Here is a 23,741-nt window from a genome sequence, read left to right as displayed (position 1 = left end):
CGGGGGAAGGATGGGTTGGTTCAGGCCAGCGCGGGGGCGCCGGCTTCGATGCGTTCGCGGCGCGATTCGGCCAGTCGCAGCAGCGCCGGCACCAGCACCACGATGAACACCAGGCTCAGCGCGACGCCGCCGACGGACACCGCGGCAAGCCCGCGGTAGATCACCGCGCCCGGGCCGGGGTTGATCGCCATCGGCAGCGCGCCAAGCACGCCGGTCAACGCACCGATGAGGATCGGGCGAAGCCGCTGGTCCAGCGCCTGCTTGAGCGCCTCGTCGAGCGTCACGCCCGCGGCCTGCCCTTCGCGCGCCTGCGCAACGAGCAGGATCGCGTTGTTGATCACCATGCCCAGCAGCATGATGAAACCGATCATCGACAGCAGGTCGAGCGTCTGTCCGGCGATGAGGTCCAGCACGCGCAGGCCGATCACGCCGCCGAGAACCGCCATCGGCAGTGTCGCCATCACGTAGGCCGAATCACGCAGCGACCTGAACATCGCCGCCATCAGCAGGAACAACACCACCAGTGCCATCGCGAAGTTCGTGCCCATGCTGCGCACGACCTCGCCGAGGCGGTCGGCGCTGCCCGATACGCGGATCGCGGCATCCTGCGGCAGCGCATCGCGCAGCACGGGCACGACGTCGCCTTCGACGATGCCCAGCGCCTCTTCCAGCGACATCGCTGGCGGCGGATCGACGGTGAGGGTCACCGTGCGGCGCCGATCGACGCGCCGCATCTGGTTGGGCGCGAGCACGGTGTCGACCTGCGCCAGTTCCGCCAGCGTCAGCGCGCCGCCGTTCGGCGTGGCGAGCGGCGCGGCGCCCAGGCGCTCGACGTCGTCCTCGCGATCGCTGCGAAGGATGATCGCCAGGCGCCGGTCGCCGTCGAAGTATTCGCCAAGCCATTGCCCGTCGCCGAGCGCACGCACCACCGTGGCAAGATCCGGCCGGCGCCAGCCCACTTCGGCGAGGCGGCGATCGTCGGGATTGATGCGCAGCTCCGGCGTGCCGGCGTCGGCATTCGGCCACGCCTGCACGTTCGCGCCGGCGAACTTCTCCGACAGCAGTTTCCGGCCGGTTTCCGCCGCGCGCGTCAGCGCGTCGCCGTCTGCGTGCTGGAGGTGGATCGCGATGGCGCGCGCCGAACCGCCGAAGCTGCCAAACAACTCGCCTTCGCTGGCGAAGGCGCGCGTGTCGGGGAAACCGACGGCCACTTCATCGCGCACGATGCGTTCGAGTTCGCCGATGTCGTCCGGATCGACCACGCGTGCACCCACGGTGCCGCCGCCGGGCCACAGGTTGAGGTACCAGTTGCTCAGCTGCGGCGCCTTCTCGCCGTCCATGTACGGCTTCATACGCGCCAGCAGCGTCGGCGCGATCTCGGCGTTCACGCGCTCCGGGCTCATGCCGGGCGGGAAGTTGAAGATCGCGTCCACCGCCGCGCGCTTCACCGGCGGCAGGTAGTCGATCTTCGGCATCAGCACCACGGTCAGCACGATCGGCGCGACGACCAGCGCACCGACCCATGCCAGCTGGTTGCGGCGGCTGCTCGTGGCGCGCATCGCCCAGTCGCTGACGCCGATCCAGAAGCGATGCTGCTTCTGCTCGTGCACGTCCTCGCGCGTGCGCAGCCACGAACTCGCGGCGGCGGGCAGCACGGTGACGGCGATCAGCAGCGAGATGCCGACGGCGATGGAAATCGTCAGCGCGAGGTCCGCGAACAGCTGCCCTTCGACGTCTTCCATGAAGATCACCGGCAGGAACACCGCTATGGTCGTCAGCGTGGACGCGACCAGCGCGCCGCCGACCTGCCGCGTGCCGTCGAGCGCGGGCTGTTTGGCAGGCACGCCTTCTTCGCGCAGGCGTACGATGTTTTCGGCGACGACGACCGCGGCGTCCATCACCATGCCGACCGCGAACGCCAGGCCGGCGAGCGAGATCACGTTGAGGCTGCGCCCGGTGAGCTTGAGCACGATGAAGGTCGCCAGCAGCGAAATAGGAATCGCGCAGGCGATGAGCGCGGTCGCGCGGACGTCGCGCAGGAACCACCACAGGCAGCCCACCGCGAGCAGCACGCCTGCGCCGAGGCTGCCCGACAGCAGGCCGATCGCGCGGTTGATGAACACCGAGGCGTCGAAGCTCTGGCGGATGTCGAGCCCGAGCGGCGCCAGTTCCTTCAAGCGCACTTCCTCCACGACCGCCTTCACGCGGTCGAGCGTGTCGAGCACGTTCGCGCCGCTCTCGCGCAGGATGCGCAGGCCGATGGCGGGATTGCCGTTCTGGTAGGCGAAAAAGCGCTGCTCGGGCCGCTTCACTTCCACATTGGCGACATCGCCCAGCCGCACCGGCCGGCCGTCGCGCCAGGCGAGGATGAGGTTGCCGAGCGCTTCGGGGGAATAGCGCCCGGCGAACCTCAGAACGTATTCGCGACGACCGGCCTCGACGACACCGCCGGACACGTCGGTCGCGCGCGCGGCGACGTCGGCTATCTGCGGGATCTGGATGCCCAGTGCGGCCGCGCGCTCCAGGTTCACCGTGATGGTGAGTTCCTCCGGCGCGCCGCCGTTGATCTCCACGCCCGCGACGCCCTCCACGGCGGACAGCCGCGGCACGATGCGGTCCTCGATCATTTGCCGCTGGTCGAGGATGTCGCCCGGCGTGCCCGGCAATTGCTGCACGAAGAAATAGGTGAGCGAGTTGTTGGCGTTGTCGGCGCCGGCCTGCACGACCGGCGGCGTGGCATCGCGCGGCAGCGGCTGCAGGCGGTTCATGCGCGAGAGCACTTCGACCAGCGTGGCGTCCATGTCGCTGCCGACGGCGAAGGTCAGGTTGATGAAACTGTTGCCGGCGTTGATGTTGGATTCGATCTCCGCCAGCCCGGGCAGCCCCTGCATCACCGCTTCGATCGGCTCGACGATTTCCGATTCCATTTCCTGCGGCGACGCGGCGCGCCAGCTGGTCTGGATCGACATCTGCGGGCGTTCGATATCGGGGAACAGTTGCAGCGGCAGCTTGAGAAGGCACAGCAGGCCGAAGGCGCAGACCATCGCGACGGCGACGGCGACCGCGGCGGGATTGCGCAACGAGGCTTCGGTGAGTTTCATCGTGCGGCTCCGCTCGGGGGACGAGTGCGGTGCGCACGATGCGCCTGCGCGACTTTGCCGGGATGGTCCGGAAGTCACGCGTGGCCCGGCTTTGCGTTCAGTCGTTGAGTCGTCGCGGTGAAGCGTTCCTGGATGGGGTATTCGTGTTTCTTCGGTGCAACGTGGGGCGTTGTGTGCACCCAACTAATGGCAGGGGTATTGGGCGTACGGGCTTGCACGTGGTCGTGGCGGGTTTTGTGCGTTGCGCATATGTCTGGTGTGCGTCGCGGACGCGGCGCCGAATGCGTCTTCGTTCTTCATCCGTTGCCTGTAGCCCGTAGGCCGTTTCCTTCGTCATCCCGGCGAAGGCCGGGATCCAGGCCCGTAGTTTCGGGGCACTCCGCGGCACGGCGAACGACGTCACCGTCATTCCGGTGAGACCTAGAAGCCAATTTTGCTTCCGCGTTCCGTCTAGGAAGGAACTGCGCAGCGCTGCGCCGCAACGGCCGTTCACCGCTGACGCTTCGTTGCCCCTTCCCGGCCCGAACGCATAGCGTTCGGGCGTTCGAAGGCGCGCGAACCAGTGGTTCGCAAGCAGCGCCTTCTCACCCCCAACCCCTCTCCCGATGGGAGAGGGGCTCAAGGCAATGGCTTCGTTGCGCCCAACGTCGCGGAGCCTGCTGTTGCTGTTGCTGTTGCTGTTGCTGTTGCCGTCGCCGTTGCTTTCCGTCTTTTGCAGCGACTTAAAGCGAGCCGAGCACCGGAGCCAATCAGGGGCGAAGAGTCGCCCACTGTCCGAGCGCAGCGAGTTTGGGCGACGTCCCCTGATTGGCGAGGAGCGCAGGGGACCGGCGTCGCGTAGCGGCGCCGGCTCGCGTCAGGAGCGGTTGGTTTTGGTTACTTTTGCCGAAACAAAAGTAACCCGCTCGCTTGCGAGCGGAAGCTTTGCACTTGCTTGAATGCTGTTGCTACAGCTTTGCTAATGGCTGCCCAAGGCCGCAGCAACAAGATCAACATCACGAGCAACAGCTTCCGCCCTGAAGGGCGATTACTTTTGTCTTGGCAAAAGTAGCCAAAACCGTTCGCTCCTGACGCGAGTCGCCGCTGCGCGGCGGTGCCCTGCGCTCCTCGCCGGAAAAGGGTCGTCGCCCGAACTCGCTGCGCTACGCTCCGCTCAGACAGCGGGCGACTCTTCGCCCTTTTCCAGCTCCGGTGCTCGGCTCGCTTTAAGTCGCTGATGAAGATCAAGGTCAACATCAAAAGCCCGAGCACAAGCCCGAGCTACGGCAAGAGCTGTCGCAAGCCTCAAATCAAAAGCGCCAGCTTGTCGCGATGCGTCCGCGACAACTTCAACTCCTGCCCGCAATCCAGCCGCAGGAATCCTTCCCCGTTTGTATGCGGCCGCAACTCCACCACGCGGCGCGCATTCACGATCGTAGACCGGTGGATGCGCGGGAAGCGCTGCGGGTCCAGCTGTTTTTCCAGATCGCGCATCGTCGCGCGCAGCACCAGCGTCTCGCCCTGCGGCGCGGCGCGATCGGCCGGACCGTCGGTGTGGATGCACATGTAATCGCCGGCCGCATCGATCCAGCGGATGCTCGACAGGTCCACGCGCACGGTGCGGCCGCCGTCGCGCACGGCGAGCTTGTCGTCGCGGCGCAGTTGTTCCAGCGCATCAGGCTTCAACGCTTCGTCCAGGTCGAGCAGCGGCCGCCCACTCAGCTCGCCGAGCAGGCCGAGCAGATGCGCGCAGTGGCCGCTCGCCTCGCGCTGCGAACGCGCCTGCTGCACGCGGGCAAGCGCCTGCGCCAGGCGGCCCTCCTCGACGGGCTTGAGCAGGTAGTCGGTCGCGGAGGCCTCGAATGCGCGGATCGCGTAGTGGTCGTACGCGGTGACGAAGACCACCAGCGGCATCTCGTGCGCGGGAATGCTGCGCAGCGTTTCGAAGCCGTCCATGCCCGGCATCTGCACGTCGAGGAAGACCAGGTCCGGGCGATGCTCGCGCATGCCAGCGATGGCCGACAGGCCGTCGCCGTACTCGCCGACGATCTCGACGTCCGGATGCGCTTCCAGGCGGATTTCAAGCCCGCGGCGCGCGAGCGGCTCGTCGTCGACGATCAGCGCGCGAAGGCGCGTGCCGTGCGTGGCGGATTCGGACTGGCGCTCGCGTTCCACTACGCGACTGTCGACCGCTCGATCCATCTTCAGTCTCCACCCAGCTGCTTGGTTTCGAACGGCAGGCGCAGTTCGACTTCGATGCCGCGCGCGCGGTTGCGCACGGAGAAGCTGCTTTCCTCGCCGTACAGCACGTTGAGGCGTTCGCGTGTGTTGCGCAGGCCGACGCCCTTGCCCGGCGGAAGCTGGTTGCCTTCCAGGCTCGAGCACCCCGGGCCGTCGTCGATCACGCGCAGCACCAGCTGATCGCCATCGCGTTCGGCTTCGATGCGAAGCAGCCCGCCGGCGACCTGCTTGGCGACGGCGTACTTGATCGCGTTTTCCACCAGCGGCTGCATCAGCAGGCTCGGCAGCAGCGCGCGCCAGCAGTCCTCGTCGATGTCGGTCTCGATGCGCAGGCGCTCGGCGAAGCGGATCTTTTCGATGTCCAGATACAACGTGAGCGCGTCCAGCTCCTGCCGCAACGTGACGCGCTGCATTGGATCGTTGTCCAGCGAATGCCGCAGGAACGACGACAAGCCCTGCACCATGCGGTTCGCCGTGGCGTTGTCGCGATCGAGCACCAGCGTGGAGATCGCGTTGAGCGTGTTGAACAGGAAGTGCGGATTGAGCTGGTAGCGCAGCATCTTCAGCTGCGCCTGGTGCGCCATCGTGCGGGCGGCTAGCGCGCGTTGCGTTTCGTCCTGCAGCTGGCGGTAATACTTGATGCCCAGGTACAGGCCGACCCACGCCAGCACCACGTAGATGTAGGTCAGCGAGTAGGCGATGTATGCCATGCGGCTGGTGGGCGCACAGGTGTCGCAGAAGCGCACGAGCATCGTGCGCGTGGTCAGGTCCATCACCGCGGAGCTGGCGAGGATCGGCACGATCATCGTCATCAGCAGCTTGCGCGGCGACAGGCCCCAGCACGCGCGCAGCAGGTAGCGCAGCCCGAGCGTGACGACGAAGCCGGTGCAGGCGGCCGTGAACGGGACGATCCAGTAGCCGGACGGCTTGCCGTAGGCGATCGCCGACAGCCAGCTCTGGCCGAAATAGCCGAGCCAGCCGGCGGAATGGAAGATCCAGAACAGGTGCTGGCGGGGCAGATCCAGCGGGTGGGTCGCGGTAATGGCCATGGAAGCCGCAGGAGCGAGGACGCGGTGCAGCGATGCTAGCCCTTCGGCGGGTCCGGGCGGGAACGGTTCGTCGGCGGTGGTGCACGGTTCGGCGCTTGGAGGCCTCGCACCCCTCTTGATAGCCCCTCTCCCGCTTGCGGGAGAGGGGGTGGGGTGAGGGCGGGCCGAGCGATGCGGCCGCCGCTCGTGGTGCTTAGTTCCCCCAAAAGCAAAATGGATCCAGCTTTCGCTGGAATAACGGGGACCTGGGCACCGTCAGGTGGAGTGCCCGGAGGCTGCGAGCCTGGGTCCCGGCCTTCGCCGGGATGACGTGAGAGTAGTCGGCGAGGTGACCTCAGCCGTCACGCTTGGCCGCCGCTACCCCGCCCCGCTTCTGCTTCCGCCGCTCATCGATCACCGCCGTGATCAGCGCGCCGATGAACACGATCAGCGCCGCGTAGTACATCCAAACCAGCGCCAGCACCAGCGCGCCCATCGAGCCATAGGCCGAACCGGGATTGGACTCGCGCAGGTACCAGCCGATCAGCCAACGCCCGAGCACGAACAGCAGCGCGGTGATCGCACCGCCGCCGAGCGCGCGCTTCCAGCCGACCGAGCGGTCCGGCAGGTAGTGGTACATCAGCGCGAAGCTGATCGCGTACACCAGCCACGTCGCCACGTTCATCACGATGGGCAGCGCCCATTCCATGCGCGAGAACGCCAGCTGCACGAGTGTCGATACCGTCATCGACACCAGCAGCAGGAAGCCCATCGCGAGCACCAGGCCCATCGAGAACACGCGCTTGCGCAGCCACGCCATTGCGCCGGCCAGGCGCGTGGCATCGGTGCGGAAGATCTTGTTGAGCACGTCCTGCAACTGCGCGAACACCGCCGTGGCGCCGATGAACAGCAGTGCGACGCTCCACCATCCGGCGATCGAACCCGTATCGGGCCGGTCGCGCGCGTTGTCGACCACGGTGCGCGCGACGCGTTCGGCTTCGCCGCCCGCGAGCAGGCCGATCTGCTGCATCAGCGATTCCTGCGCGCCGGGCAGCAGCGCGCTGGTCAGCCAAACCAGGATCAGCAGCAGCGGCGCGAGCGAGAGCATCGCGTACAGCGCGAGCGCCGCCGCCTGCGCCATCAGCTCGGTATCGACGAAACGCCGCACCAGGTCGGCCGGCAGGCTGCCCTGCGCGCGGCGCACGAGCGCCTGCATCGCGGGGCGACGGAACGAGTCGCCACGGTCGGGCTCGGTCCGGCGCGGCGCGGTGGGATCGAGCTTCTCCGCCGTTTTCTCGACCGGGTTCTGTGCGGTTTCGTCTGCCATCGGACGAAGGAATAGCGCGGCGGGCGTGAAGTCGGGATGCGCGCGGCTGTGATGCCGTCGCCTCACCGCGCGCCGTCGTAGCATCCGCCCATGCCCATCAAGCCCCTGCCCCGCCGCTTCTACGCGCACGATTCACGCGACGTCGCTCCGTTGCTGCTCAACAAGGTGATCGTCACTGCCGACGGACGCGTCGGGCGCATCGTCGAAGTGGAGGCCTATCGCGGCGGCGAGGATCCGGCCGCGCATTCGTTTCGCGGACCCACGAAACGCACGCAGGTGATGTTCGGACCGCCCGGGCATCTGTACGTGTATTTCATCTACGGCATGCACTGGGCGATCAACGCGGTGTGCGGCGGGCCGGCCGGGCACGCGGTGCTGATCCGCGCGTTGTCGCCGATGGAGGGCATCGACCGCATGCGTCGCGCACGCGGCATGGAGGACATTCGACTGCTTGCGAGCGGTCCCGGCCGCCTCGCGCAGGCGATGGGCCTGAGCGGCGTGCACAACGGCGTGGACATCACGGATCGGAACTCGCCGGTGTGGTTCGGCGACGACGGAACGCCGCCGCCCGACTCGCCCGTCGCGTCGCCGCGCATCGGCATCAGCAAGGCGACGGACCTGCACTGGCGATGGCACGTGGCGGCCGATCCGCATGTTTCGAAAGGCGGCAAGCCGAAGGTGCGGAAGAAGGTCTAGCGCAAAAAGAAGCCCCGCATCGCGGGGCTTCTTCGACACACGATCGCGACCGGCTCAACTCGACGCGCGGCAACCCTGCACGAACACCTTGTTGTCGGTCTCCACGCCCCAGCGGCCGTCCAGTTCGCGGCAGCCGGCGGTCCACGAGTCGACCAGCACGCCTTCGTCGTCGTAGTACAACCACGTGCCCTGCCAGCTCGCGGATGCGGTGAACGACGACAGGCCCACCAGCGCGGCCAATGCGAAGATCCTGAAACGACGCATGCTCATCTCCTTTGATGTCGCGGCAAGGTTCCGCCCGCGCACCGTAGGCGATGCAGCGGGCCGGTTCTGTTAACCAGCCCGCACTCCGCGCGTGAACGACGCCTTCACATGCGCGCCTTCACGCGATCGGTTTCGCTCAGTCGTACTGCGCCGTCTTCACCAGCATGTGCTTGGCCAGCAGTGCGTGCAGGTAACCGACGCCGCGCGCGATGTGCAGCGTGACGAACAGCAGCAGCACGCCCACCAGCATCGCGATCGGCCACAACCACGGCTGGTCGTTCGAGTTGATGTTCCAGGGGTCGAGCGAAAGGACGTGGGCATGACCCAGCACCAGTCCGATCGGCGCCGCGATCAACGCCAGCGACACGCTCAGGCACGTCACCACGACGGTGAAATACACGATGCCCAGCGGCAGCATGAAGAGGAAGTACAGCTGCGTCGCCCAGATGCGCGGATCGGTGAACAGCTCGCCGATGCGCTTGAGCAGCGGCTGGCCGCGGCTGCTGTACAGCGGACGACGCGGCATGCGTTCGCCGAGCATGGTTTCCACGATGCGGCCTTCCACCAGCGAGAGCACGCGGATCGAACCGAAATACAGGATCACGAACGGCACGCCGATGATCAGCACCGCCAGGCCGGCCGACAGCGACAAACCCGTCACCACCCACGTGAAGTAGAAGATGCCCGTGGCCAGCGACAGCAGCATGTAGAACAGCGCGCCGTACGTGCGCGGCTCGGCGATCACGCCGAAGAACTGGCCCATCCACGAGCGGCGCGGCTTCGGTGCCGGCGGACGCAGTGCCGTCTGCACCTTCACTTCGGTGTCGCGGTAGATGTCGGCGACCTCGTCGGGCGCGCCGTAGCTGCCGGCAACGGCGACGATCACGTCGGCCTCGCTCCTGCCGGGGTTTTCGGCCAGTTCCGAACGCAGGTATTCCTCGGCGTCGTACAGCGCGTCCTGCACGAGCGCGGGATCGGCGCCGGCGAGCGAACGACGCAGGTGTTCGAGGTATTCGGGAATGGTCGTGGGCAGGCCACCGGGGCGGACGCTGCTGCTGGCTTCGAAGGCGTTCATGGCTCAAGTCCCCCCAGGACGGAATCGACACTGTCGCGGGTCGCGCGCCACGCGGCGGCCCATTCGTGCAGCACCGTGCGACCTGCATCGGTGATGCGGTAGTAGCGCCGCGGCGGGCCGGTCATCGACGGCTCGACGTGGCTGTCCAGCAACCCCGCCCCTTCGAGGTTGCGCAGCACCGGGTACAGCGCGCTCTGCTTGCCGGCGAGCACGCCGCCGCCGATGCGTTCGAGCTGCTTGGCGATCTGGTAGCCGTACAGCGGCTCCGGCGCCGATCCCAGCACCGCCAGCAGCGCCAGCGACACGGTGCCCGCGCTGAGCTCCTTCTGGAATTTCCGCAGCTGCGTATCGAGTTCGATCATGTCGACGGGTCGGCCGGTAGGCTGGACTCAACACTACTGTGAAGTTCCATATACCGAACCTGCCATTAGTCACGCGCCTTGCCGGGATCTCCACCGCGCGGCTGCTATGACCGAATCCGGTGCCGCATGCCCCGCGGCCGAGGAGCGACGTGATGCCCAGAGGCGACAAATCCGCTTACACCGACAAACAGCAGCGACAGGCCGAGCACATCGAGGAGAGCGAGCGCAAGGAAGGCCGCTCCGAGGAAGCCGCCGAGCGCATCGCCTGGGCGACGGTCAACAAGCAGGACGGTGGCGGCAAACGCAGCGGTTCGGGCCGCAAGAAGTCGGCGAAGAAAGCCACGAAGAAGGCCACCAAGAAGGCCGCAAAGAAGACCGCTCGCAAGAGCCCGGCGAAGAAGGCGGCCAAGAAGACCGCGCGGAAGACGGCGAAGAAGGCGACGAAGAAGGCCGCGAAGAAGACCGGCGCCCGCAAGGCGGCCAGGAAAACCAGCGGCAGGAAGACCACGGCAAGGAAGGCGACGAAGAAGGCGACGAAGAAAGCCGCGAAGAAGACCGCGGGCCGCAAGACCGCGAAGAAGGCGGCGAAGAAATCGACCCGCACTTCTGCCTCGCGCAGCGCCGCGGCGAAGAAAGCCGCCCGGACCCGCGCCCGCAAGGGCACGAACGGCGCTTCGTCCTGATGGCCCGTCACGATCCGCCTGACGGCGGGTCGTGATGTCCGGTCGCGCAACGGCCATCACGTTCCCACGGCATGGGGCTGGCCGCCCGGAGGGGCGGTGAGCCAGAATCCGCGTGTTCAGCGATCCGGATCCAAGGGGGATTTCCGTCGTGCGCAAACCCGTTCTGTCGAAGCCTGTCGCGTTGGAACCCATGGCGCCCAAGCCCGGCGCGCGCCGCTGGCGCCCTGCCCTGCTCGTCGCCCTGCTCGCTGTCCTGCCCCTGGCGCAGGTCGCCGCCGAGGACGCCGTGCCCGGCAAGCCGCGGTCGATGCAGGAAATCCTCGACGCCTCCCAGCCGACGGACTGGCGCACGCCGGACAACAAGAACCTGCTGTACCTGGACCTGGATTCCGGTCGTGTGCTGATCGAACTGGCGCCCGCCTTTGCTCCGGCACACGTGGCCAACATCCGTGCGCTGGCGAAGAACGGCTACTGGAACGGCATGAGCATCAACCGCTCGCAGGACAACTTCGTCGTGCAATGGGGCGATCCGGCGCAGGAAGAGAAGGACCGCAAGCCGCTCGGTCGCGGCGCCAAGGCGAAGCTGCCGGCGGAATTCGCGCGCAAGACCAAGGGCCTGCCCTTCGACAAGCTGCCTGACGTGGACGGCTGGGCGCCGGAAGTGGGCTTCTCCAGCGGTTTTCCGGCCGGGCGCGATCCGGGCGCCGATGCCGCGTGGATGGCGCACTGCTACGGCACCGTGGGCGCTGGCCGCGACATGGCCGCCGATTCGAGCAACGGCACCGAGCTGTATGTCGTGATCGGCCAGTCGCCGCGCCAGCTCGACCGCAACATCACCGTGGTCGGTCGCGTGCTGCAGGGCATGGAGTTGCTGTCGGTCCTGCCGCGCGGCACCGGCCCGCTGGGTTTCTACGAACAGCCGTCGCAGCGCACGCCGATCAAGTCGATCCGTCTTGCGTCGGAAGTGCCGAAGAAGGAGCGCGTCGGCATCGAGGTGCTGCGCACCGACACGCCGCTGTTCGCCGAACTCGTCGAAGCGCGGCGCAACCGTCGCGACGAGTGGTACAAGCACATGGCCGGCCACATCGACCTGTGCAACGTCCCGCTCCCGACGCGTGCGCCGCCGCCGAAGCCGGTGGCCGAAAAGGCGAAGCCCAAGCCGCGTGCGAAGAAGCCGCGTTCGGGTGCGAAGGCGGCGGGTGCTACGAAGTCGTAGCGGTTTGTCGCGGGGCGCATCGTCATTCCGGCGAAAGTGGACTCCATTCGCTTCTGCATCCGAGCTGCAAAGGCGCAGCGCAGCGCTGTGCGGGAACGGTCGTTCGCCGTTGAGGCTTCGTTACCCCTCACCCCAACCCCTCTCCCGATGGGAGAGGGGCTAAGGCGCGCCGTCATTCCAGGGGAAGCAGGATCCGTTTGTTGCTGTTGCTGTTGCGGTTGCTGTTGAACAGCCTGTTCGTTGCTAGCCCCGAAGGGCGCCGCACAGGATGTGCGGCGGTGAGCGCTGAGCCATGGATGGCGAATCGCGAACGCGCCTACTCCTTCGCCGGTCGCAGGATTGATTTGGGCAAATGGAAGGCCCTTTCTTTTGGTTACTTTTCTTTGGGCAAGCAAAGAAAAGTGACCCGAGCGCCGCAGGCGATCGGAAGCTTGGCGGGTGATTCTTCTTTGCTCTTCGAACGTTACCGGGAAAGCGTGGAAAGTCCCTGGATTCCCGCCTTCGCGGGAATGACGAGCAAGAACAAAAGCGGGGCAGGAGCCAGGGCAACTGCAACGACGCCGTCCGCCCTACGGCGGCGCCGTGCGCTCCTCAACACCGACGCCCGCCTCCCTGCGCCCCGCATCCTCACGCAACACATCGCGCTGGAACAAACACATCCGCACCACGTCGTGATAGCGACCGTCGCTGAAGAATTCGTCGACCAGCACGCCTTCGCGACGGAACCCCGCGTCCTCGTAGATACGGATCGCACGCGTGTTGTCCACGTCGACCAGCAGGTACAGCTTGTAGAGGTTGAGCACGCGGAACGCGTAGTTGATCGCCAGCCGCGTCGCCGCGCGCGCATAGCCGCGGCCCTGCTGGTCGGGCGAGATCATGATCAGGAATTCCGCGCGCCGGTGCAGGTGGTCGATCTCCACCAGTTCGACCAGTCCCACGCGTTCGTGCGCCGTGTCCTCGACGATGAAACGCCGTTCGGACTGGTCGTGGATGTGCTTGCGATACAGCTCTTCCAGCTCGACGAACGACTCGTACGGTTCCTCGAACCAGTAGCCCATCACGCTGCGGTTGTTGTTGAGCACATGCACGAAATGCAGGTCGCCGCGTTCGAGCGGGCGAAGGGTGACGCCGGGCACGGGAAGCTTCGCATTCATGCGCCCAACCCTACTCCTCGCGCATGACACGCGCACGCCGGGCGCCATCACGCCGCCTTGCCCGGTCGCTCAATAGCCTGCCTCCAACGGCCACACCGACGAAGGTTCGACCCCATGCCCCTGATGCGCCTGCGCGTGACCGGCAGCGACGACGACGTCCGCGCCATCGCCAACCTCCTCACCAGCCTGGACGGCATCGAGCACATCGAGGAAGTCGACGACCTCATGCCGCACATGGACGACGACGATTCCAGTTCCGCCGGCCTGCCCGACGACCAGGGCCCGGGCCAGCACGCGCTGGAAATCGACGCGCCCAACCAGGCCACTGCCAACCGCGTGCGCGATGCGGTCGAAGCACTCGCGTTCGACCTGGACGTGCTGGTGGAATTCGACAACGACGAAGGCTGATCCGCATCGTCGTTTGCGGCGGGACGTCAGCCCAGCGCCACGGGACTCAGTCGCCGCACGGTGAAACACACGCGCCATTGTCCCTGGTCGATGGCGACCAGATGCGACGTGAAGCGTTTCACGCGCTTGAGCAGCCACTGGTGCGCCGGCCACGCGAAATTACGCAAGACCGACTCTGGCGCACCATGTTCGGCGACCAGTTCGGCGATCGAACGCGAGGTCAGTTCGATCCCGCCCATCATCGTGCCCGCGCCGAGGATCAGGAAGATCATGCCTTCCATGGCATCGCGGTCGTCTTCCGGAAGGGCATCGATTCCAGCGAGGCCATCGAGTTTTCCCTGCTCGTCGTAGCCCTCGGGCACGTTCTCGTAGCGGTAACCGCAGCCGGTGCACTGGTGATGCCGCACCGGCTCGCCGGCGAGCTGCAGCGTGCGCACGTTCGCGCCGCAGCGCGGGCAGGTTTCGCGAGGTTGGGTATGGCGCATCCGGCCGTCGTCCCTGTCCGAACAAACGGCCATGGTCGGCAGATCCCGGACGCGCTTGAATCGGACAGGTCCGAATTACGCCGTCGCGCAGCGCCTCAAGGCAGCGCTTTCAGCGCCGCGACGACGCCGGGAATGACCGTACGCGTGCGTTTGTCGGTGGACTGGTCGGCTTCCACGTACACGGCCTGCAGGAACGCGACCAGATCGTGCCGGCGTGCGAGCCACGCCGGATCCTTCCACGCCTGCGACGGATCGCCCAGGCGCGGCACCAGCGCGGCGAACCACGCCGTCCAGCCGGCCTCGTCGCGCACGCCGCGCTGCGCCGCGTACACGATGGGCGCGGCGAGCCGCTGCGGTTCGCCGAACACGTACGCGACGCCGGTCGCCGGCACGACCTGCGCCGCCACCGCATCGACGATGCGATGCAGCTGCGGCGCATCCAGCGCGGGATTCAGCGTGAGCTGCATCAGCCAGTCGGCGCCATGCGCGACGCCGTGCCGCCAGCCCTCGCCCGGCTCGAAGCCGCGGTAGTCGCGCACCGATTCCAGGTACGTCACCGCGCGCAGCACCATCGCCGTCCGTTCGGCCGGCGTCATCCAGGGCGAGATGCGGTCGGTGCGCGCCACTTCCGACAGCGCCAGCGCGGCGAACGGCCACGCGACGCCGTCCGGATCGGGCTCGCCGAGCATCGCGTAGAAGCGGTCCCGCAACGCGCGCAGCGTGTCGGGCGCGAGCTCGCCCTTGCGCATCCACGTCGACAGCGCTTCGTACGCCAGTTCGTCGCGCAGTTGCGGATCGCTCGCCGCGAGGCAGTTCGACAGCGCATACGCCAGCGTCGCGCGCTCGCCGGGATCGGCGACGACGAAACCGCTCTGGCGCAAGGCTTCCAGCCGTTCGAGCGGCCAGCCCTCTGGCGGGCAGGCCGGCGCCGCCAACGCGGGCGCCGTAAGGCCGACGGTGAACAGCAACGCGAGCAAACGCAGCGAAAGGCGCATGTGGTGGGTCCGTGCGGAGGGCGACCCGCGAAAACGCGAATCCGGCCGGAAAGTGCGGTGACTATGCCACTGCTTCGCGCCCGCCGGAACCCGCCGGACGTCATCGCCGGCGCGGGCGCGCGGGCCTATGATGCTGGCGTGCGCCTTCGCGGCCCTTCTGCAGCATCCGATGTCAGACAAGAAATCCATCGAACTCTACGTGAAGCCCGCCGGCGGCTGGGATGCGCTGCGCAGCTCCTGGCAGGCGCTGCGCGACCAGCAGGTCGTGATGAAAGGCGCCAGCACGCTGCTGCGCGCCAACCAGCCCAGCGGCTTCGACTGCCCCGGCTGCGCGTGGCCGGACCGCAACGTGCATTCGACGTTCGAATTCTGCGAGAACGGCGTCAAGGCCGTGGCGAACGAGGCGACGTCCCGTCGCGTCACGCCCGAGTTCTTCGCGCAACACACGGTCGCGTCGTTGAACGAGCAGGACGACCGCTTCCTCGAAGCGCAGGGCCGCCTCACCGAACCGATGGCGTACGACGCCGCGAGCGACACCTATCGGCCGATCGCGTGGAGCGAGGCGTTCGCGACGATCGCACGCGCCCTGAATTCACTCGCGTCGCCGAACGAAGCGATCTTCTACACCTCCGGACGCACGTCGAACGAGGCGGCGTTCCTGTACCAGCTGTTCGTGCGCGAATACGGCACGAACAACCTGCCCGACTGCTCGAACATGTGCCACGAAGCCTCGGGCGTGGCGCTCACCGAACAGCTCGGCAGCGGCAAGGGCTCGGTGACGCTGGAGGATTTCGAACACGCGCAGGCGATCTTCATCTTCGGGCAGAACCCCGGCACCAACCACCCGCGCATGCTCGGCGAACTGCGCAGTGCAGCGAAACGCGGGTGCCGAATCGTCGCGTTCAACCCGTTGCGCGAGCGCGGGCTGGAGCGTTTCGCCGATCCCAAGGCGCCAGCCGAAATGCTCGGCGGCAGCACGCGCATCGCCTCGGAGTACTACCAGCCGCGCATCGGCGGCGACCTCGCCGTCGCCACGGCGCTGTGCAAGGTGGTGATCGAATCGGGCGCGGTGGATCACACGTTCGTGGCGAGGCACACGCACGGTTACGACGACTTCGCCGACAGCGTGCGCGCGACGCCTTGGGAGGCGCTGGAATGCGAGTCGGGCCTGTCGCGCGCGGACCTCGAACAGGCCGGCCGCACGTACCTCGACAGCACCGCGACCATCGTCTGCTGGGGCATGGGCATCACGCAGCACGCGCGCAGCGTGGCGACGATCCAGATGCTCGGCAACCTGCTGCTGTTGCGCGGGAACATCGGCAAGGCGGGCGCCGGACCGTGCCCGGTGCGCGGGCATTCCAACGTGCAGGGCGACCGCACGATGGGCATCTACGAACAACCCTCGGCCGCGTTCCTCGATCGCCTCGGCGCGGCGTTCGATTTCCAGCCGCCGCGCGAGCACGGCTACGACACCGTCGCCGCCATCGAGGCGATGTTCGACCGTCGCGCGAAGGTGTTCTTCGCGATGGGCGGCAATTTCGCCGCCGCCACGCCCGACACCGCGCATACGCACGAAGCGCTGCGTCGCTGCGAACTCACCGTGCACGTGAGCACCAAGCTCAACCGCTCGCACCTGGTGCATGGGCGCGATGCCCTGATCCTGCCGTGCCTGGGCCGCACCGAGATCGACGTGCAGGCCAGCGGCCCGCAGGCGGTGACGGTGGAGGATTCGATGAGCATGGTGCATCTTTCGTCGGGCATGAATCCGCCGGCGTCCGAGCACCTGATGTCGGAGCCGGCCATCATCGCGCACCTCGCGGCCGCCACGTTGCCGCGCAGTCGCACGCCGTGGTTGTCGCTGATCGAGGATTACGACCGCATCCGCGAACGCATCGCGCAGGTGGTCGACGGCTTCGCCGATTTCAACGCGCGCGTGCGCACCGACGGCGGGTTCCACCTGCACCATCCGGGTCGAGAGCGCGTGTTCCCGACCCGGCGCGGCAAGGCGGGCTTCTACGCGCACGCGCTGGATGATCGCAAGCCACAGGCCGACGTGCTGCAACTGATGACCGTGCGCTCGCACGACCAGTACAACACCACCGTGTACGGCATGGACGACCGCTACCGCGGCGTGCACGGCCTGCGCCGCGTCGTGTTCATCTCGCGCGCCGACCTTGAACGATTGCAGCTGCGCGACGGCGAGCACGTCGACATCGCCTCCGTGTGGCACGACGGCGAACGCGTCGTGCGCGATTTCCGGCTGGTCGAATACGACATCCCGCCCGGTTGCCTCGCCGCGTATTTCCCCGAGACCAATCCGCTCGTTCCGCTGGACCATCACGCCGAACGCGCACGCACGCCGGCGTCGAAATCCATTCCCGTGCGACTGCTGCGCCGGAGCGCGGCATGAGCGAGGAATCGGCGCTCGCCGTGCTGCGCCTGCTGCGCGAGGAAGACGGCCAGTCGATCCATCGCGTCGCCAAGCGATTGCAGCTGGGCTTGAGCGAACTGCAGCGCGTGCTCGCCGCGCTCGGCGACGATCCGCGGTTCGACGGGCTCGACCTGGTCGAACGCCGCCAGGACGGCGAACGCACGCTGCTCTGGCTCACCGAGAAGGGACGCAGCCTGGTGGATTCGGCATGAACGGGCCGCTGCAACCGGTGCAGGCGCTGCGCCTACGTGCGGGCGATCGCGCGGCGCACGACGATCGCGTGATCGTGGAAGCGCCCATCGCATTGCTCTACAACGGCGAGTCCTTCGCCGTGATGATGGCCACGCCCGAGTCGCTGGAGGACTTCGCGCTCGGCTTCGCGCTGGGGGAAGGCATCGTCGGCGATGCATCCGAGTTCCGCCTCGTCGACGTCGTGCGTCATGACGAAGGCATCGCATTGCACGCCGCGATCCCGCAAGTGCGTTTCGATGCGCTCGCCGAACGCCGGCGCGGCATGGAAGGCCGCAGCGGCTGCGGCCTGTGCGGTGTCGAAAGCCTACAGGCGGCGCTGCGACCGGTGCCGCGCGTCACGTCATCCACGCGCGTGGACGTCGGGGCGATCCGCGCAAAGCTCGATGCCCTCGCCGCGCAGCAGCCGCTGAACGCGCTCAGCGGCGGCGTGCACGCGGCGGGCTTCGCGCACGACGGTGGCCTGCTGGTCCGCGAGGACGTCGGCCGGCACAACGCGCTCGACAAACTCATCGGCGCGATGGCGCGCAACGCGATCGCGCCGGACTCGGGATTCGTCGTGATCACCTCGCGCGCGTCGTACGAGATCGTGCACAAGGCGGCCACGGCGGGCATTGGACTGGTCGTGGCGATTTCCGCACCGACGGACCTGGCCATCCGCACCGCGGACACCGCCGGCGTGACGCTGGCGGCGTTCGCGCGCGGCGATTCGCTGAACGTGTACGCGCACCCGGAACGGATCGTGGCCGGATCCTGAGCGAAGGGCCTGCGGCCCGATTCGGCAAGACGCGCCCGCCCTCCGGCCCATGCGGTGGCGGGCACGCAGGCGATATCCTCGGCCGACCCGCGGCCACGCCGCCTGATCCGAGCCCCAGAGAACATGCCCTCGTTGCGTCCCACCCTCCTCGCCGTCGCCGTGCTCAGCGCCGGCCTCGCCGCCTGCCAGCCGCAGACCACGCCCGCGCCCGCCGACACGAAGGCCACCGCCGCCGCGCCGGCGTCGGACGCCGCGACCGACGCGCGCCTGGCCGAAGTGTCCCAGCAGTGGCTCGACGGCTGGCTGCGCCTGAACCCGGTGTCCGCCACGCAGATCGGCAAGCACGATTTCGACAGCGAGGTCGACGACCTTTCGGCCGCCGGCCGGCAGGCGCAGGTGGATTTCGCGAAGAAGACGCTGGCGGCGCTCGACGGCATCGACACCACCAAGCTCTCGCGCGAGAACCAGATCGACGCGGCGATCCTGCGCAACCAGGTGCAGGGCGATATCTGGAACGTCGAGACGCTGCAGAGCTGGGCGTGGGATCCGCAGGTGTACAGCGGCCTGGCCGGCGGCGCGATCTACAACCTGATGGCGCGCGAGTTCGCGCCGATGCCGCAGCGCCTGAAGTCGGCGACCGCGCGCATGCAGAAGATCCCGGGCATCTACGCGCAGATGCGCGAGAACCTCGATCCGGCGCGCGTGCCGAAGATCCACGCCGAAACGGTCGCCAGGCAGAACGCCGGCATCCTGAGCCTGATCGACACCTTCATCACGCCCAACGCCGACCAGCTGCAGGGCGAGGACCGCAAGCAGCTCGACGAGGCCGTGACGAACCTGCGCAAGGCGGTCGCCGACCAGCAGACGTGGCTAGACAAGACGCTGGTGCCGAACGCGAAGGGCGACTTCCGCATCGGCCAGAAGCTGTACGACGAGAAGCTGCAGTTCTCGCTGAATTCGTCGCTGTCGCGCGCGGAGATCAAGCAGCGAGCCGAAGGCGAACTCAAGCGCGTGCGCGGCGAGATGTACGCCATCGCGCAGACCGTGCTGAAGGACAAGCCGAACGCGCCGGAGATGCCGGCCAACCCGTCGCCGGAGCAGCAGCAGAAGGCGATCGAGGCCGCGCTCGAACTGGCCTACGCCGACAAGCCCGCGCGCGACCAGGTGGTCGATTTCGCGAAGAAGACGCTTGAGCAGGCGACCGATTTCACGCGCAAGCACGACCTGGTCACCGTGCCGAACGATCCGGTGAAGATCATCCTGATGCCGGAATTCCAGCGTGGCGTCGCGGTGGCGTACTGCGATTCGCCGGGTCCGCTCGACAAGGGCCTGGACACTTACTACGCGATTTCGCCGATCCCGGACGACTGGGACGCCAAGCAGGTCGATTCGTTCCTGCGCGAATACAACAGCCGCATGATCCACCTGTTGTCGATCCACGAGGCGATGCCGGGCCACTACCTGGAAGGCGCGCATTCGGTGAAGTCGCATTCGACGCTGCGTTCGGTGCTGCGTTCGGGCCTGTTCGCCGAAGGCTGGGCGGTCTACACCGAGGACATGATGGCCGACGCGGGCTACCTGGATAACGACCCGCTGTTCCGACTCGTGCAGTTGAAGTTTTACCTGCGCACCATCGCCAACGCGATCCTCGACCAGGGCGTCCATGTCGACAACTGGACACAGGAACAGGCGATGGAGCTGATGACCAAGCAGGCCTTCCAGCAGGAACGCGAGGCTGCCGGCAAGTGGATCCGCGCGCAGCTGACCAGCGCGCAGCTGCCGACGTACTTCGTCGGCGCGCAGGAGCACTTCGACATGCGCAAGGCCGTGGAAGCCAAGCTCGGCGACAAGTTCAACGCCAAGGCCTACCACGACCAGGTGCTGAGCTACGGCGCCCCGCCGGTGCGCTACGTGCGCGAGATGATGCTGGACGAGCCGATCAAGTGACGAACCGGCCCGCGGCCGCTTTGCGGCCGCGGCTTTGCCGGTTCGTCATCCCCGCGAAGGCGGGGATCCAGAGGCTTTGCCGGAACGTCATCCCGCGCAGACGGGGATCCAAGTGTCCGGTGATCCACCGATCGAGGCCGCGGCTGCCATAAGCCGCCGCCTTTTTTGTTGTCATCCCCGCGCAGGCGGGGATCCAACTGTCCGACGCATCACGCTCTCCGGTAACCGTGCGAGCACGCAGGCATGGATTCCCGCCTTTGCGGGAATGACAGCGAGGGTGTCGCAATCGAATCAGCGCGAACGCCCATCGAAATGCACCACCTTCAGCGACGCCGGATCCACGCCCTCCAGGCAGCGCGCGTTGATCGCCACCATCGGCGTACCGTCGGGCATCTGGCCTTCGGTGAACGGCGAGATGCCGCACTCCGGGCAGAAGTGATGCTGCAGCTTGTGCGTGTTGAAGGTGTAGGTGCGGTAGTTCGACTCGGGTGTCTTCAGTTCGAAGGCCGTGCGCGGCACGAACCAGAGCAGGCCGCCGCGCTTGGCGCACAGCGAGCAGTTGCAGTCCAGGACCTGGTCGATGTCGCCATCGACCTCGTAGGCGATGCCGCCGCAGTGACAACCGCCGCTGTAATGCGCCATGACGCGTGCTCCATGCTGGTGAAGGTGGAAGGGCCGATTGTGCCCCAGCGCGGCGCCGGCCGAATGTGCCCGAAGCGACATCGGCTTAACCGGTCGGCGCTATGCTTCGCCCCCACCCCGTGCCTCAGCGCCGAACCGGAGTCGCCATGCCTTCGCCACGCCACGGCAGCACCGTCGTCCCCACCCTGAGCTATCGCGACGCGCCGGCGATGATCGACTGGCTCGTGCGCGCGTTCGGCTTCACGAAACAGGCCGTCTACATGGACGGCGACGTCGTGCTGCATGCGCAGCTGACGTATCGCGATACCGGCATGATCATGCTCGGCTCGGCGAACAAGGACGGCGACTGGGCGAAGCTGATGGCGCAGCCCGACGACATCGGCGGCCGTTCGACGCACGGCGTGTGCGTGATCGTCGACGACGCCGACGCGCATTACGCCCGCGCGAAGGCCGCCGGCGCGGCGATCGTCATCGACATCGCCGACCAGCACTACGGCGGTCGCGGCTACGCGGCCCGCGATCCGGAAGGCTACGTGTGGTGGTTCGGCACCTACGATCCGTGGAACGAAAGCGAGAACGCCTGAGCATGGAACTGTTCGACGAACATCCCCGGCCCGTCGAGGGCATCCGCGTCGGCATCGGCGGCTGGACGTTCGCGCCGTGGCGCGACAATTTTTATCCGAAGGGCCTGGTGCAGCGACGCGAGCTGGAATACGCCAGCCGCAAGCTCACCGCGATCGAGGTCAACGGCACCTACTACGGCGCGCAGAAGCCGGCGACCTACGCCAAGTGGGCGGCGGAAACGCCGGAAGGCTTCGTGTTCTCCGCGAAGGCGCCGATGCGCATCATGCAGTCGCGCGCGCTCGCGAAGACCGGGCCGCAGATCGAAGATTTCCTCGGCGGCATCGCCTCGCTCGGCGATCGCCTCGGGCCGATCGTGTGGCAGTTCGATGCGAACCAGAAGATCCAGCGCGAGAGCTTCACGGAGTTCCTGTCGCTGCTCCCGCGCCAGATCGACGGCCGTGCGCTGCGTCACGTGCTGGACGTGCGCGATCCGAATTTCGTCGACGCCGACTACGTCGCGCTCGCCCGCAAGCACAACATGGCGACGGTGTTCACCGATTCGGACGAACACCCATCCTTCGGCGACGTCACCGCCGATTTCGTTTACGCGCGCCTGATGCGCGCCCGCAGCGACGTGCCGACCGGCTACACCGACAGCGAACTGTCGACGTGGGCGAAGCGTGCGCACGAATGGGCGAAAGGCGGCCAGCCGGACGCGCTGCCGACGCTGGCGAAGGATGCCGCACCCAAGCGCAAGCGCGATGTCTTCGTCTTCTTCATCAGCGCGGCGAAGGAACGCAACCCCGCGGCGGCGATGGCATTGATCGGGAAGTTGTAGCGCGGTTCGGGAGGTTGTAGGCGGCGCCGTTTCGCAGCGTCGCTCTTTGCTGTCATCCCCGCGAAGGCGGGGATCCATCGGTCCGGCTTGATCCGATCTTCGGAGGCGTTGACGCGCGCAAGCATGGATCCCCGCCTTCGCGGGGATGACGGCCGCGGAGGCACGCGGGGTAATCACGCAAACCGCCCCCGTATCGGAACGCCCCACCGCACATTCCCGGCGTTTCGTCGCAAACCCCTACACCGGACCGTGCCGAACGGCACTCCCGTGCGCACGCCCACGACACTATCAACGTCACTATCGACGTTCCTGTCGCCGTGAAGGGAGATCGCCATGACCAGCCGTCGCGAATTCATTTCCACCGCCACCCTGGCCGCCGCGGGCGTCGCGCTCGCGCCGCTCGCCGCCTGCAGCCAGGAGCGCCCGCCCGCAACGCCCGCGGCCAGTGCCGCGCCGCCGAAGCCGTTCAGCGGCACGCTGATCACGCGCACGATCCCGTCCAGCGGCGAGAAGATCCCCGTCATCGGCATGGGCACGTCGGGCAGTTTCGAAGTCGGCGCGGATGCGGGCGAACGCGGACCGCTACGGGACGTGCTGCAGGCGTTCGTCGCCGCGGGCGGCTCGCTCATCGACACTGCGCCCACCTACTCCACGGCCGAGGACGTACTGGGCGACCTCATCGCACAGACGAACACGCGCGGCAAGCTCTTCCTTGCGACGAAACTGTCCGGCGTCACCGGGCGCGACGAGGGGCTCAAGCAGTTCAACGATTCGCTGCGCCGCCTGCGCACCGACAAGGTCGAGCTGCTGCAGGTGCACAACCTGCGTGATACGACGACGCAGATCGCGCTCGCGCGCGAGCTCAAGCAGCAGGGCAAGACGAAGTACACCGGCCTCACGCATTACCGCGAGGACGGCCAGGCGCAGCTCGCCGACGAGATGCGCAAGCACAAGCCCGACTTCATCCAGATCAACTACTCACCCGTTTCGCGCGGCGCGGAGCAGACGATTTTCCCGCTCGCGCAGGAGCTCGGTTGCGCCGTGATGATCAACCGCGCGTTCGAGGACGGCCGCCTGATCACGCAGGTGCGCGACAAGCCGCTGCCGCCGTGGGCGAAGGACGTCGGCGCCGATTCGTGGGCGCAGCTGTTCCTGAAGTTCGTGCTGAGCCATCCGGCCGTGACGGTGGTGATTCCCGCGACGTCGAAGGTGAAGCACCAGGTGGACAACCTGCGTGCGGGCACCGGCGCGCTGCTGGATGCGAAGCAGCGGCAGGCGCTGATCGCCGCGCTGGCCTGA

At 67.4% G+C, this 23,741-nt stretch carries 21 protein-coding genes and 1 pseudogene; 11 read left to right on the top strand and 11 right to left on the bottom strand.

Going from position 1 to position 23,741, the window contains the following annotated elements:
* Positions 1–20: 20 nt before the first annotated feature.
* From DX912_RS17695 to DX912_RS17680, 4 genes are all read right to left on the bottom strand, one after another.
* Positions 21–3,101, bottom strand: coding sequence for an efflux RND transporter permease subunit (locus DX912_RS17695; RefSeq protein WP_115844853.1), 3,081 nt, complete (start codon positions 3,099–3,101; stop codon positions 21–23).
* 1,284 nt (positions 3,102–4,385) lie between these two features.
* Positions 4,386–5,282 carry a LytR/AlgR family response regulator transcription factor gene (locus DX912_RS17690; RefSeq protein WP_115844851.1) on the bottom strand — a complete coding sequence of 299 codons (897 nt, stop codon included), beginning with the start codon at positions 5,280–5,282 and terminating at the stop codon, positions 4,386–4,388.
* A gap of 2 nt (positions 5,283–5,284) precedes the next feature.
* On the bottom strand, positions 5,285–6,370 hold the full coding sequence (locus DX912_RS17685) for a sensor histidine kinase (protein WP_115844849.1): 1,086 nt from the start codon (positions 6,368–6,370) through the stop codon (positions 5,285–5,287).
* A 334-nt stretch (positions 6,371–6,704) separates the two neighbouring features.
* Positions 6,705–7,676, bottom strand: coding sequence for a YihY/virulence factor BrkB family protein (locus DX912_RS17680; RefSeq protein WP_325050594.1), 972 nt, complete (start codon positions 7,674–7,676; stop codon positions 6,705–6,707).
* Positions 7,677–7,766: 90 nt separating this feature from the next.
* Between DX912_RS17680 and DX912_RS17675 the strand changes: the two genes are divergently transcribed.
* Positions 7,767–8,372: a DNA-3-methyladenine glycosylase gene (locus DX912_RS17675; protein ID WP_115844847.1), complete on the top strand. Its 606-nt coding sequence runs from the start codon at positions 7,767–7,769 to the stop codon at positions 8,370–8,372.
* A gap of 54 nt (positions 8,373–8,426) precedes the next feature.
* Here the strand turns inward: DX912_RS17675 and DX912_RS17670 are convergent, their stop codons facing one another.
* The 3 genes from DX912_RS17670 to DX912_RS17660 form a co-directional block, all read right to left on the bottom strand.
* Positions 8,427–8,636, bottom strand: a complete 210-nt coding sequence (locus DX912_RS17670; RefSeq protein ID WP_147298675.1) for a DUF6289 family protein — start codon at positions 8,634–8,636, stop codon at positions 8,427–8,429.
* 136 nt (positions 8,637–8,772) lie between these two features.
* On the bottom strand, positions 8,773–9,711 hold the full coding sequence (locus DX912_RS17665) for a sensor domain-containing protein (RefSeq protein ID WP_115844844.1): 939 nt from the start codon (positions 9,709–9,711) through the stop codon (positions 8,773–8,775).
* A complete protein-coding gene (locus DX912_RS17660) occupies positions 9,708–10,073 on the bottom strand; it encodes a PadR family transcriptional regulator (RefSeq protein WP_115844842.1) in 366 nt (121 codons plus the stop codon). Before DX912_RS17660 ends, DX912_RS17665 begins: the two co-directional genes overlap by 4 nt.
* A 152-nt stretch (positions 10,074–10,225) precedes the next feature.
* Between DX912_RS17660 and DX912_RS17655 the strand changes: the two genes are divergently transcribed.
* A complete protein-coding gene (locus DX912_RS17655; protein ID WP_115844840.1) occupies positions 10,226–10,756 on the top strand; it encodes a hypothetical protein in 531 nt (176 codons plus the stop codon).
* 190 nt (positions 10,757–10,946) lie between these two features.
* Positions 10,947–11,888, top strand: a pseudogene (locus DX912_RS17650) (peptidylprolyl isomerase); the annotation flags it as partial.
* 653 nt (positions 11,889–12,541) lie between these two features.
* On the opposite strand, the gene speG reads toward DX912_RS17650, so the two are convergent.
* Entirely contained in the window at positions 12,542–13,126 is a 585-nt protein-coding gene (gene speG, locus DX912_RS17645; RefSeq protein ID WP_115844836.1) for a spermidine N1-acetyltransferase, read from the bottom strand.
* A 114-nt stretch (positions 13,127–13,240) separates the two neighbouring features.
* On the opposite strand from speG, the gene DX912_RS17640 reads away from it, so the two are divergent.
* Entirely contained in the window at positions 13,241–13,534 is a 294-nt protein-coding gene (locus DX912_RS17640) for a hypothetical protein (RefSeq protein WP_115844834.1), read from the top strand.
* Between the two features lie 26 nt (positions 13,535–13,560).
* On the opposite strand, the gene DX912_RS17635 is transcribed toward DX912_RS17640, so the two are convergent.
* Together DX912_RS17635 and DX912_RS17630 are read right to left on the bottom strand one after the other, a co-directional pair.
* Positions 13,561–14,019 (bottom strand): hypothetical protein, encoded by a 459-nt coding sequence (locus DX912_RS17635; RefSeq protein ID WP_115844832.1) that lies wholly within the window; start codon positions 14,017–14,019, stop codon positions 13,561–13,563.
* Positions 14,020–14,114: 95 nt separating this feature from the next.
* Positions 14,115–15,014 (bottom strand): DUF2785 domain-containing protein, encoded by a 900-nt coding sequence (locus tag DX912_RS17630; RefSeq protein WP_115844830.1) that lies wholly within the window; start codon positions 15,012–15,014, stop codon positions 14,115–14,117.
* 169 nt (positions 15,015–15,183) lie between these two features.
* Here DX912_RS17630 and DX912_RS17625 point away from each other — a divergent pair, with 169 nt between their 5' ends.
* The 4 genes from DX912_RS17625 (at position 15,184) to DX912_RS17610 (ending at position 20,398) form a co-directional block, all read left to right on the top strand.
* Positions 15,184–17,424, top strand: coding sequence for an FdhF/YdeP family oxidoreductase (locus DX912_RS17625; protein WP_115844872.1), 2,241 nt, complete (start codon positions 15,184–15,186; stop codon positions 17,422–17,424).
* Positions 17,421–17,657: a helix-turn-helix domain-containing protein gene (locus DX912_RS17620; RefSeq protein ID WP_115844828.1), complete on the top strand. Its 237-nt coding sequence runs from the start codon at positions 17,421–17,423 to the stop codon at positions 17,655–17,657. Before DX912_RS17625 ends, DX912_RS17620 begins: the two co-directional genes overlap by 4 nt.
* A complete protein-coding gene (gene fdhD, locus DX912_RS17615) occupies positions 17,654–18,451 on the top strand; it encodes a formate dehydrogenase accessory sulfurtransferase FdhD (RefSeq protein WP_115844826.1) in 798 nt (265 codons plus the stop codon). The genes DX912_RS17620 and fdhD overlap by 4 nt, the downstream gene beginning before the upstream one ends.
* Before the next feature lie 132 nt (positions 18,452–18,583).
* Positions 18,584–20,398: a DUF885 domain-containing protein gene (locus DX912_RS17610; protein WP_115844870.1), complete on the top strand. Its 1,815-nt coding sequence runs from the start codon at positions 18,584–18,586 to the stop codon at positions 20,396–20,398.
* Between the two features lie 291 nt (positions 20,399–20,689).
* On the opposite strand, the gene DX912_RS17600 is transcribed toward DX912_RS17610, so the two are convergent.
* Positions 20,690–21,040 (bottom strand): GFA family protein, encoded by a 351-nt coding sequence (locus DX912_RS17600; RefSeq protein ID WP_115844822.1) that lies wholly within the window; start codon positions 21,038–21,040, stop codon positions 20,690–20,692.
* Positions 21,041–21,186: 146 nt separating this feature from the next.
* On the opposite strand from DX912_RS17600, the gene DX912_RS17595 reads away from it, so the two are divergent.
* From DX912_RS17595 to DX912_RS17585, 3 genes are all read left to right on the top strand, one after another.
* Positions 21,187–21,624 carry a VOC family protein gene (locus DX912_RS17595; RefSeq protein WP_115844820.1) on the top strand — a complete coding sequence of 146 codons (438 nt, stop codon included), beginning with the start codon at positions 21,187–21,189 and terminating at the stop codon, positions 21,622–21,624.
* 2 nt (positions 21,625–21,626) lie between these two features.
* Positions 21,627–22,442 (top strand): DUF72 domain-containing protein, encoded by an 816-nt coding sequence (locus DX912_RS17590; protein ID WP_115844818.1) that lies wholly within the window; start codon positions 21,627–21,629, stop codon positions 22,440–22,442.
* A gap of 333 nt (positions 22,443–22,775) precedes the next feature.
* The gene (locus DX912_RS17585; protein WP_115844816.1) at positions 22,776–23,741 is read left to right on the top strand and encodes an aldo/keto reductase; all 966 of its coding nucleotides are present in this window, start codon (positions 22,776–22,778) and stop codon (positions 23,739–23,741) included.

Origin of the sequence: Lysobacter soli (assembly GCF_003382285.1) — a bacterium.
Taxonomy (GTDB): Bacteria; Pseudomonadota; Gammaproteobacteria; order Xanthomonadales; family Xanthomonadaceae; genus Lysobacter_J; species Lysobacter_J soli.
This window is presented reverse-complemented; position numbering and strand designations above follow the sequence as displayed.

Bases quoted from the DNA above. Each gene is read 5' to 3' on its own strand.
- DX912_RS17695 (WP_115844853.1), bottom strand. From the start codon at position 3,101: ATGAAACTCACCGAAGCCTCGTTGCGCAATCCCGCCGCGGTCGCCGTC.
- DX912_RS17690 (WP_115844851.1), bottom strand. From the start codon at position 5,282: ATGGATCGAGCGGTCGACAGTCGCGTAGTGGAACGCGAGCGCCAGTCC.
- DX912_RS17685 (WP_115844849.1), bottom strand. From the start codon at position 6,370: ATGGCCATTACCGCGACCCACCCGCTGGATCTGCCCCGCCAGCACCTG.
- DX912_RS17680 (WP_325050594.1), bottom strand. From the start codon at position 7,676: ATGGCAGACGAAACCGCACAGAACCCGGTCGAGAAAACGGCGGAGAAG.
- DX912_RS17675 (WP_115844847.1), top strand. From the start codon at position 7,767: ATGCCCATCAAGCCCCTGCCCCGCCGCTTCTACGCGCACGATTCACGC.
- DX912_RS17670 (WP_147298675.1), bottom strand. From the start codon at position 8,636: ATGCGTCGTTTCAGGATCTTCGCATTGGCCGCGCTGGTGGGCCTGTCG.
- DX912_RS17665 (WP_115844844.1), bottom strand. From the start codon at position 9,711: ATGAACGCCTTCGAAGCCAGCAGCAGCGTCCGCCCCGGTGGCCTGCCC.
- DX912_RS17660 (WP_115844842.1), bottom strand. From the start codon at position 10,073: ATGATCGAACTCGATACGCAGCTGCGGAAATTCCAGAAGGAGCTCAGC.
- DX912_RS17655 (WP_115844840.1), top strand. From the start codon at position 10,226: ATGCCCAGAGGCGACAAATCCGCTTACACCGACAAACAGCAGCGACAG.
- speG (WP_115844836.1), bottom strand. From the start codon at position 13,126: ATGAATGCGAAGCTTCCCGTGCCCGGCGTCACCCTTCGCCCGCTCGAA.
- DX912_RS17640 (WP_115844834.1), top strand. From the start codon at position 13,241: ATGCCCCTGATGCGCCTGCGCGTGACCGGCAGCGACGACGACGTCCGC.
- DX912_RS17635 (WP_115844832.1), bottom strand. From the start codon at position 14,019: ATGCGCCATACCCAACCTCGCGAAACCTGCCCGCGCTGCGGCGCGAAC.
- DX912_RS17630 (WP_115844830.1), bottom strand. From the start codon at position 15,014: ATGCGCCTTTCGCTGCGTTTGCTCGCGTTGCTGTTCACCGTCGGCCTT.
- DX912_RS17625 (WP_115844872.1), top strand. From the start codon at position 15,184: ATGTCAGACAAGAAATCCATCGAACTCTACGTGAAGCCCGCCGGCGGC.
- DX912_RS17620 (WP_115844828.1), top strand. From the start codon at position 17,421: ATGAGCGAGGAATCGGCGCTCGCCGTGCTGCGCCTGCTGCGCGAGGAA.
- fdhD (WP_115844826.1), top strand. From the start codon at position 17,654: ATGAACGGGCCGCTGCAACCGGTGCAGGCGCTGCGCCTACGTGCGGGC.
- DX912_RS17600 (WP_115844822.1), bottom strand. From the start codon at position 21,040: ATGGCGCATTACAGCGGCGGTTGTCACTGCGGCGGCATCGCCTACGAG.
- DX912_RS17595 (WP_115844820.1), top strand. From the start codon at position 21,187: ATGCCTTCGCCACGCCACGGCAGCACCGTCGTCCCCACCCTGAGCTAT.
- DX912_RS17590 (WP_115844818.1), top strand. From the start codon at position 21,627: ATGGAACTGTTCGACGAACATCCCCGGCCCGTCGAGGGCATCCGCGTC.
- DX912_RS17585 (WP_115844816.1), top strand. From the start codon at position 22,776: ATGACCAGCCGTCGCGAATTCATTTCCACCGCCACCCTGGCCGCCGCG.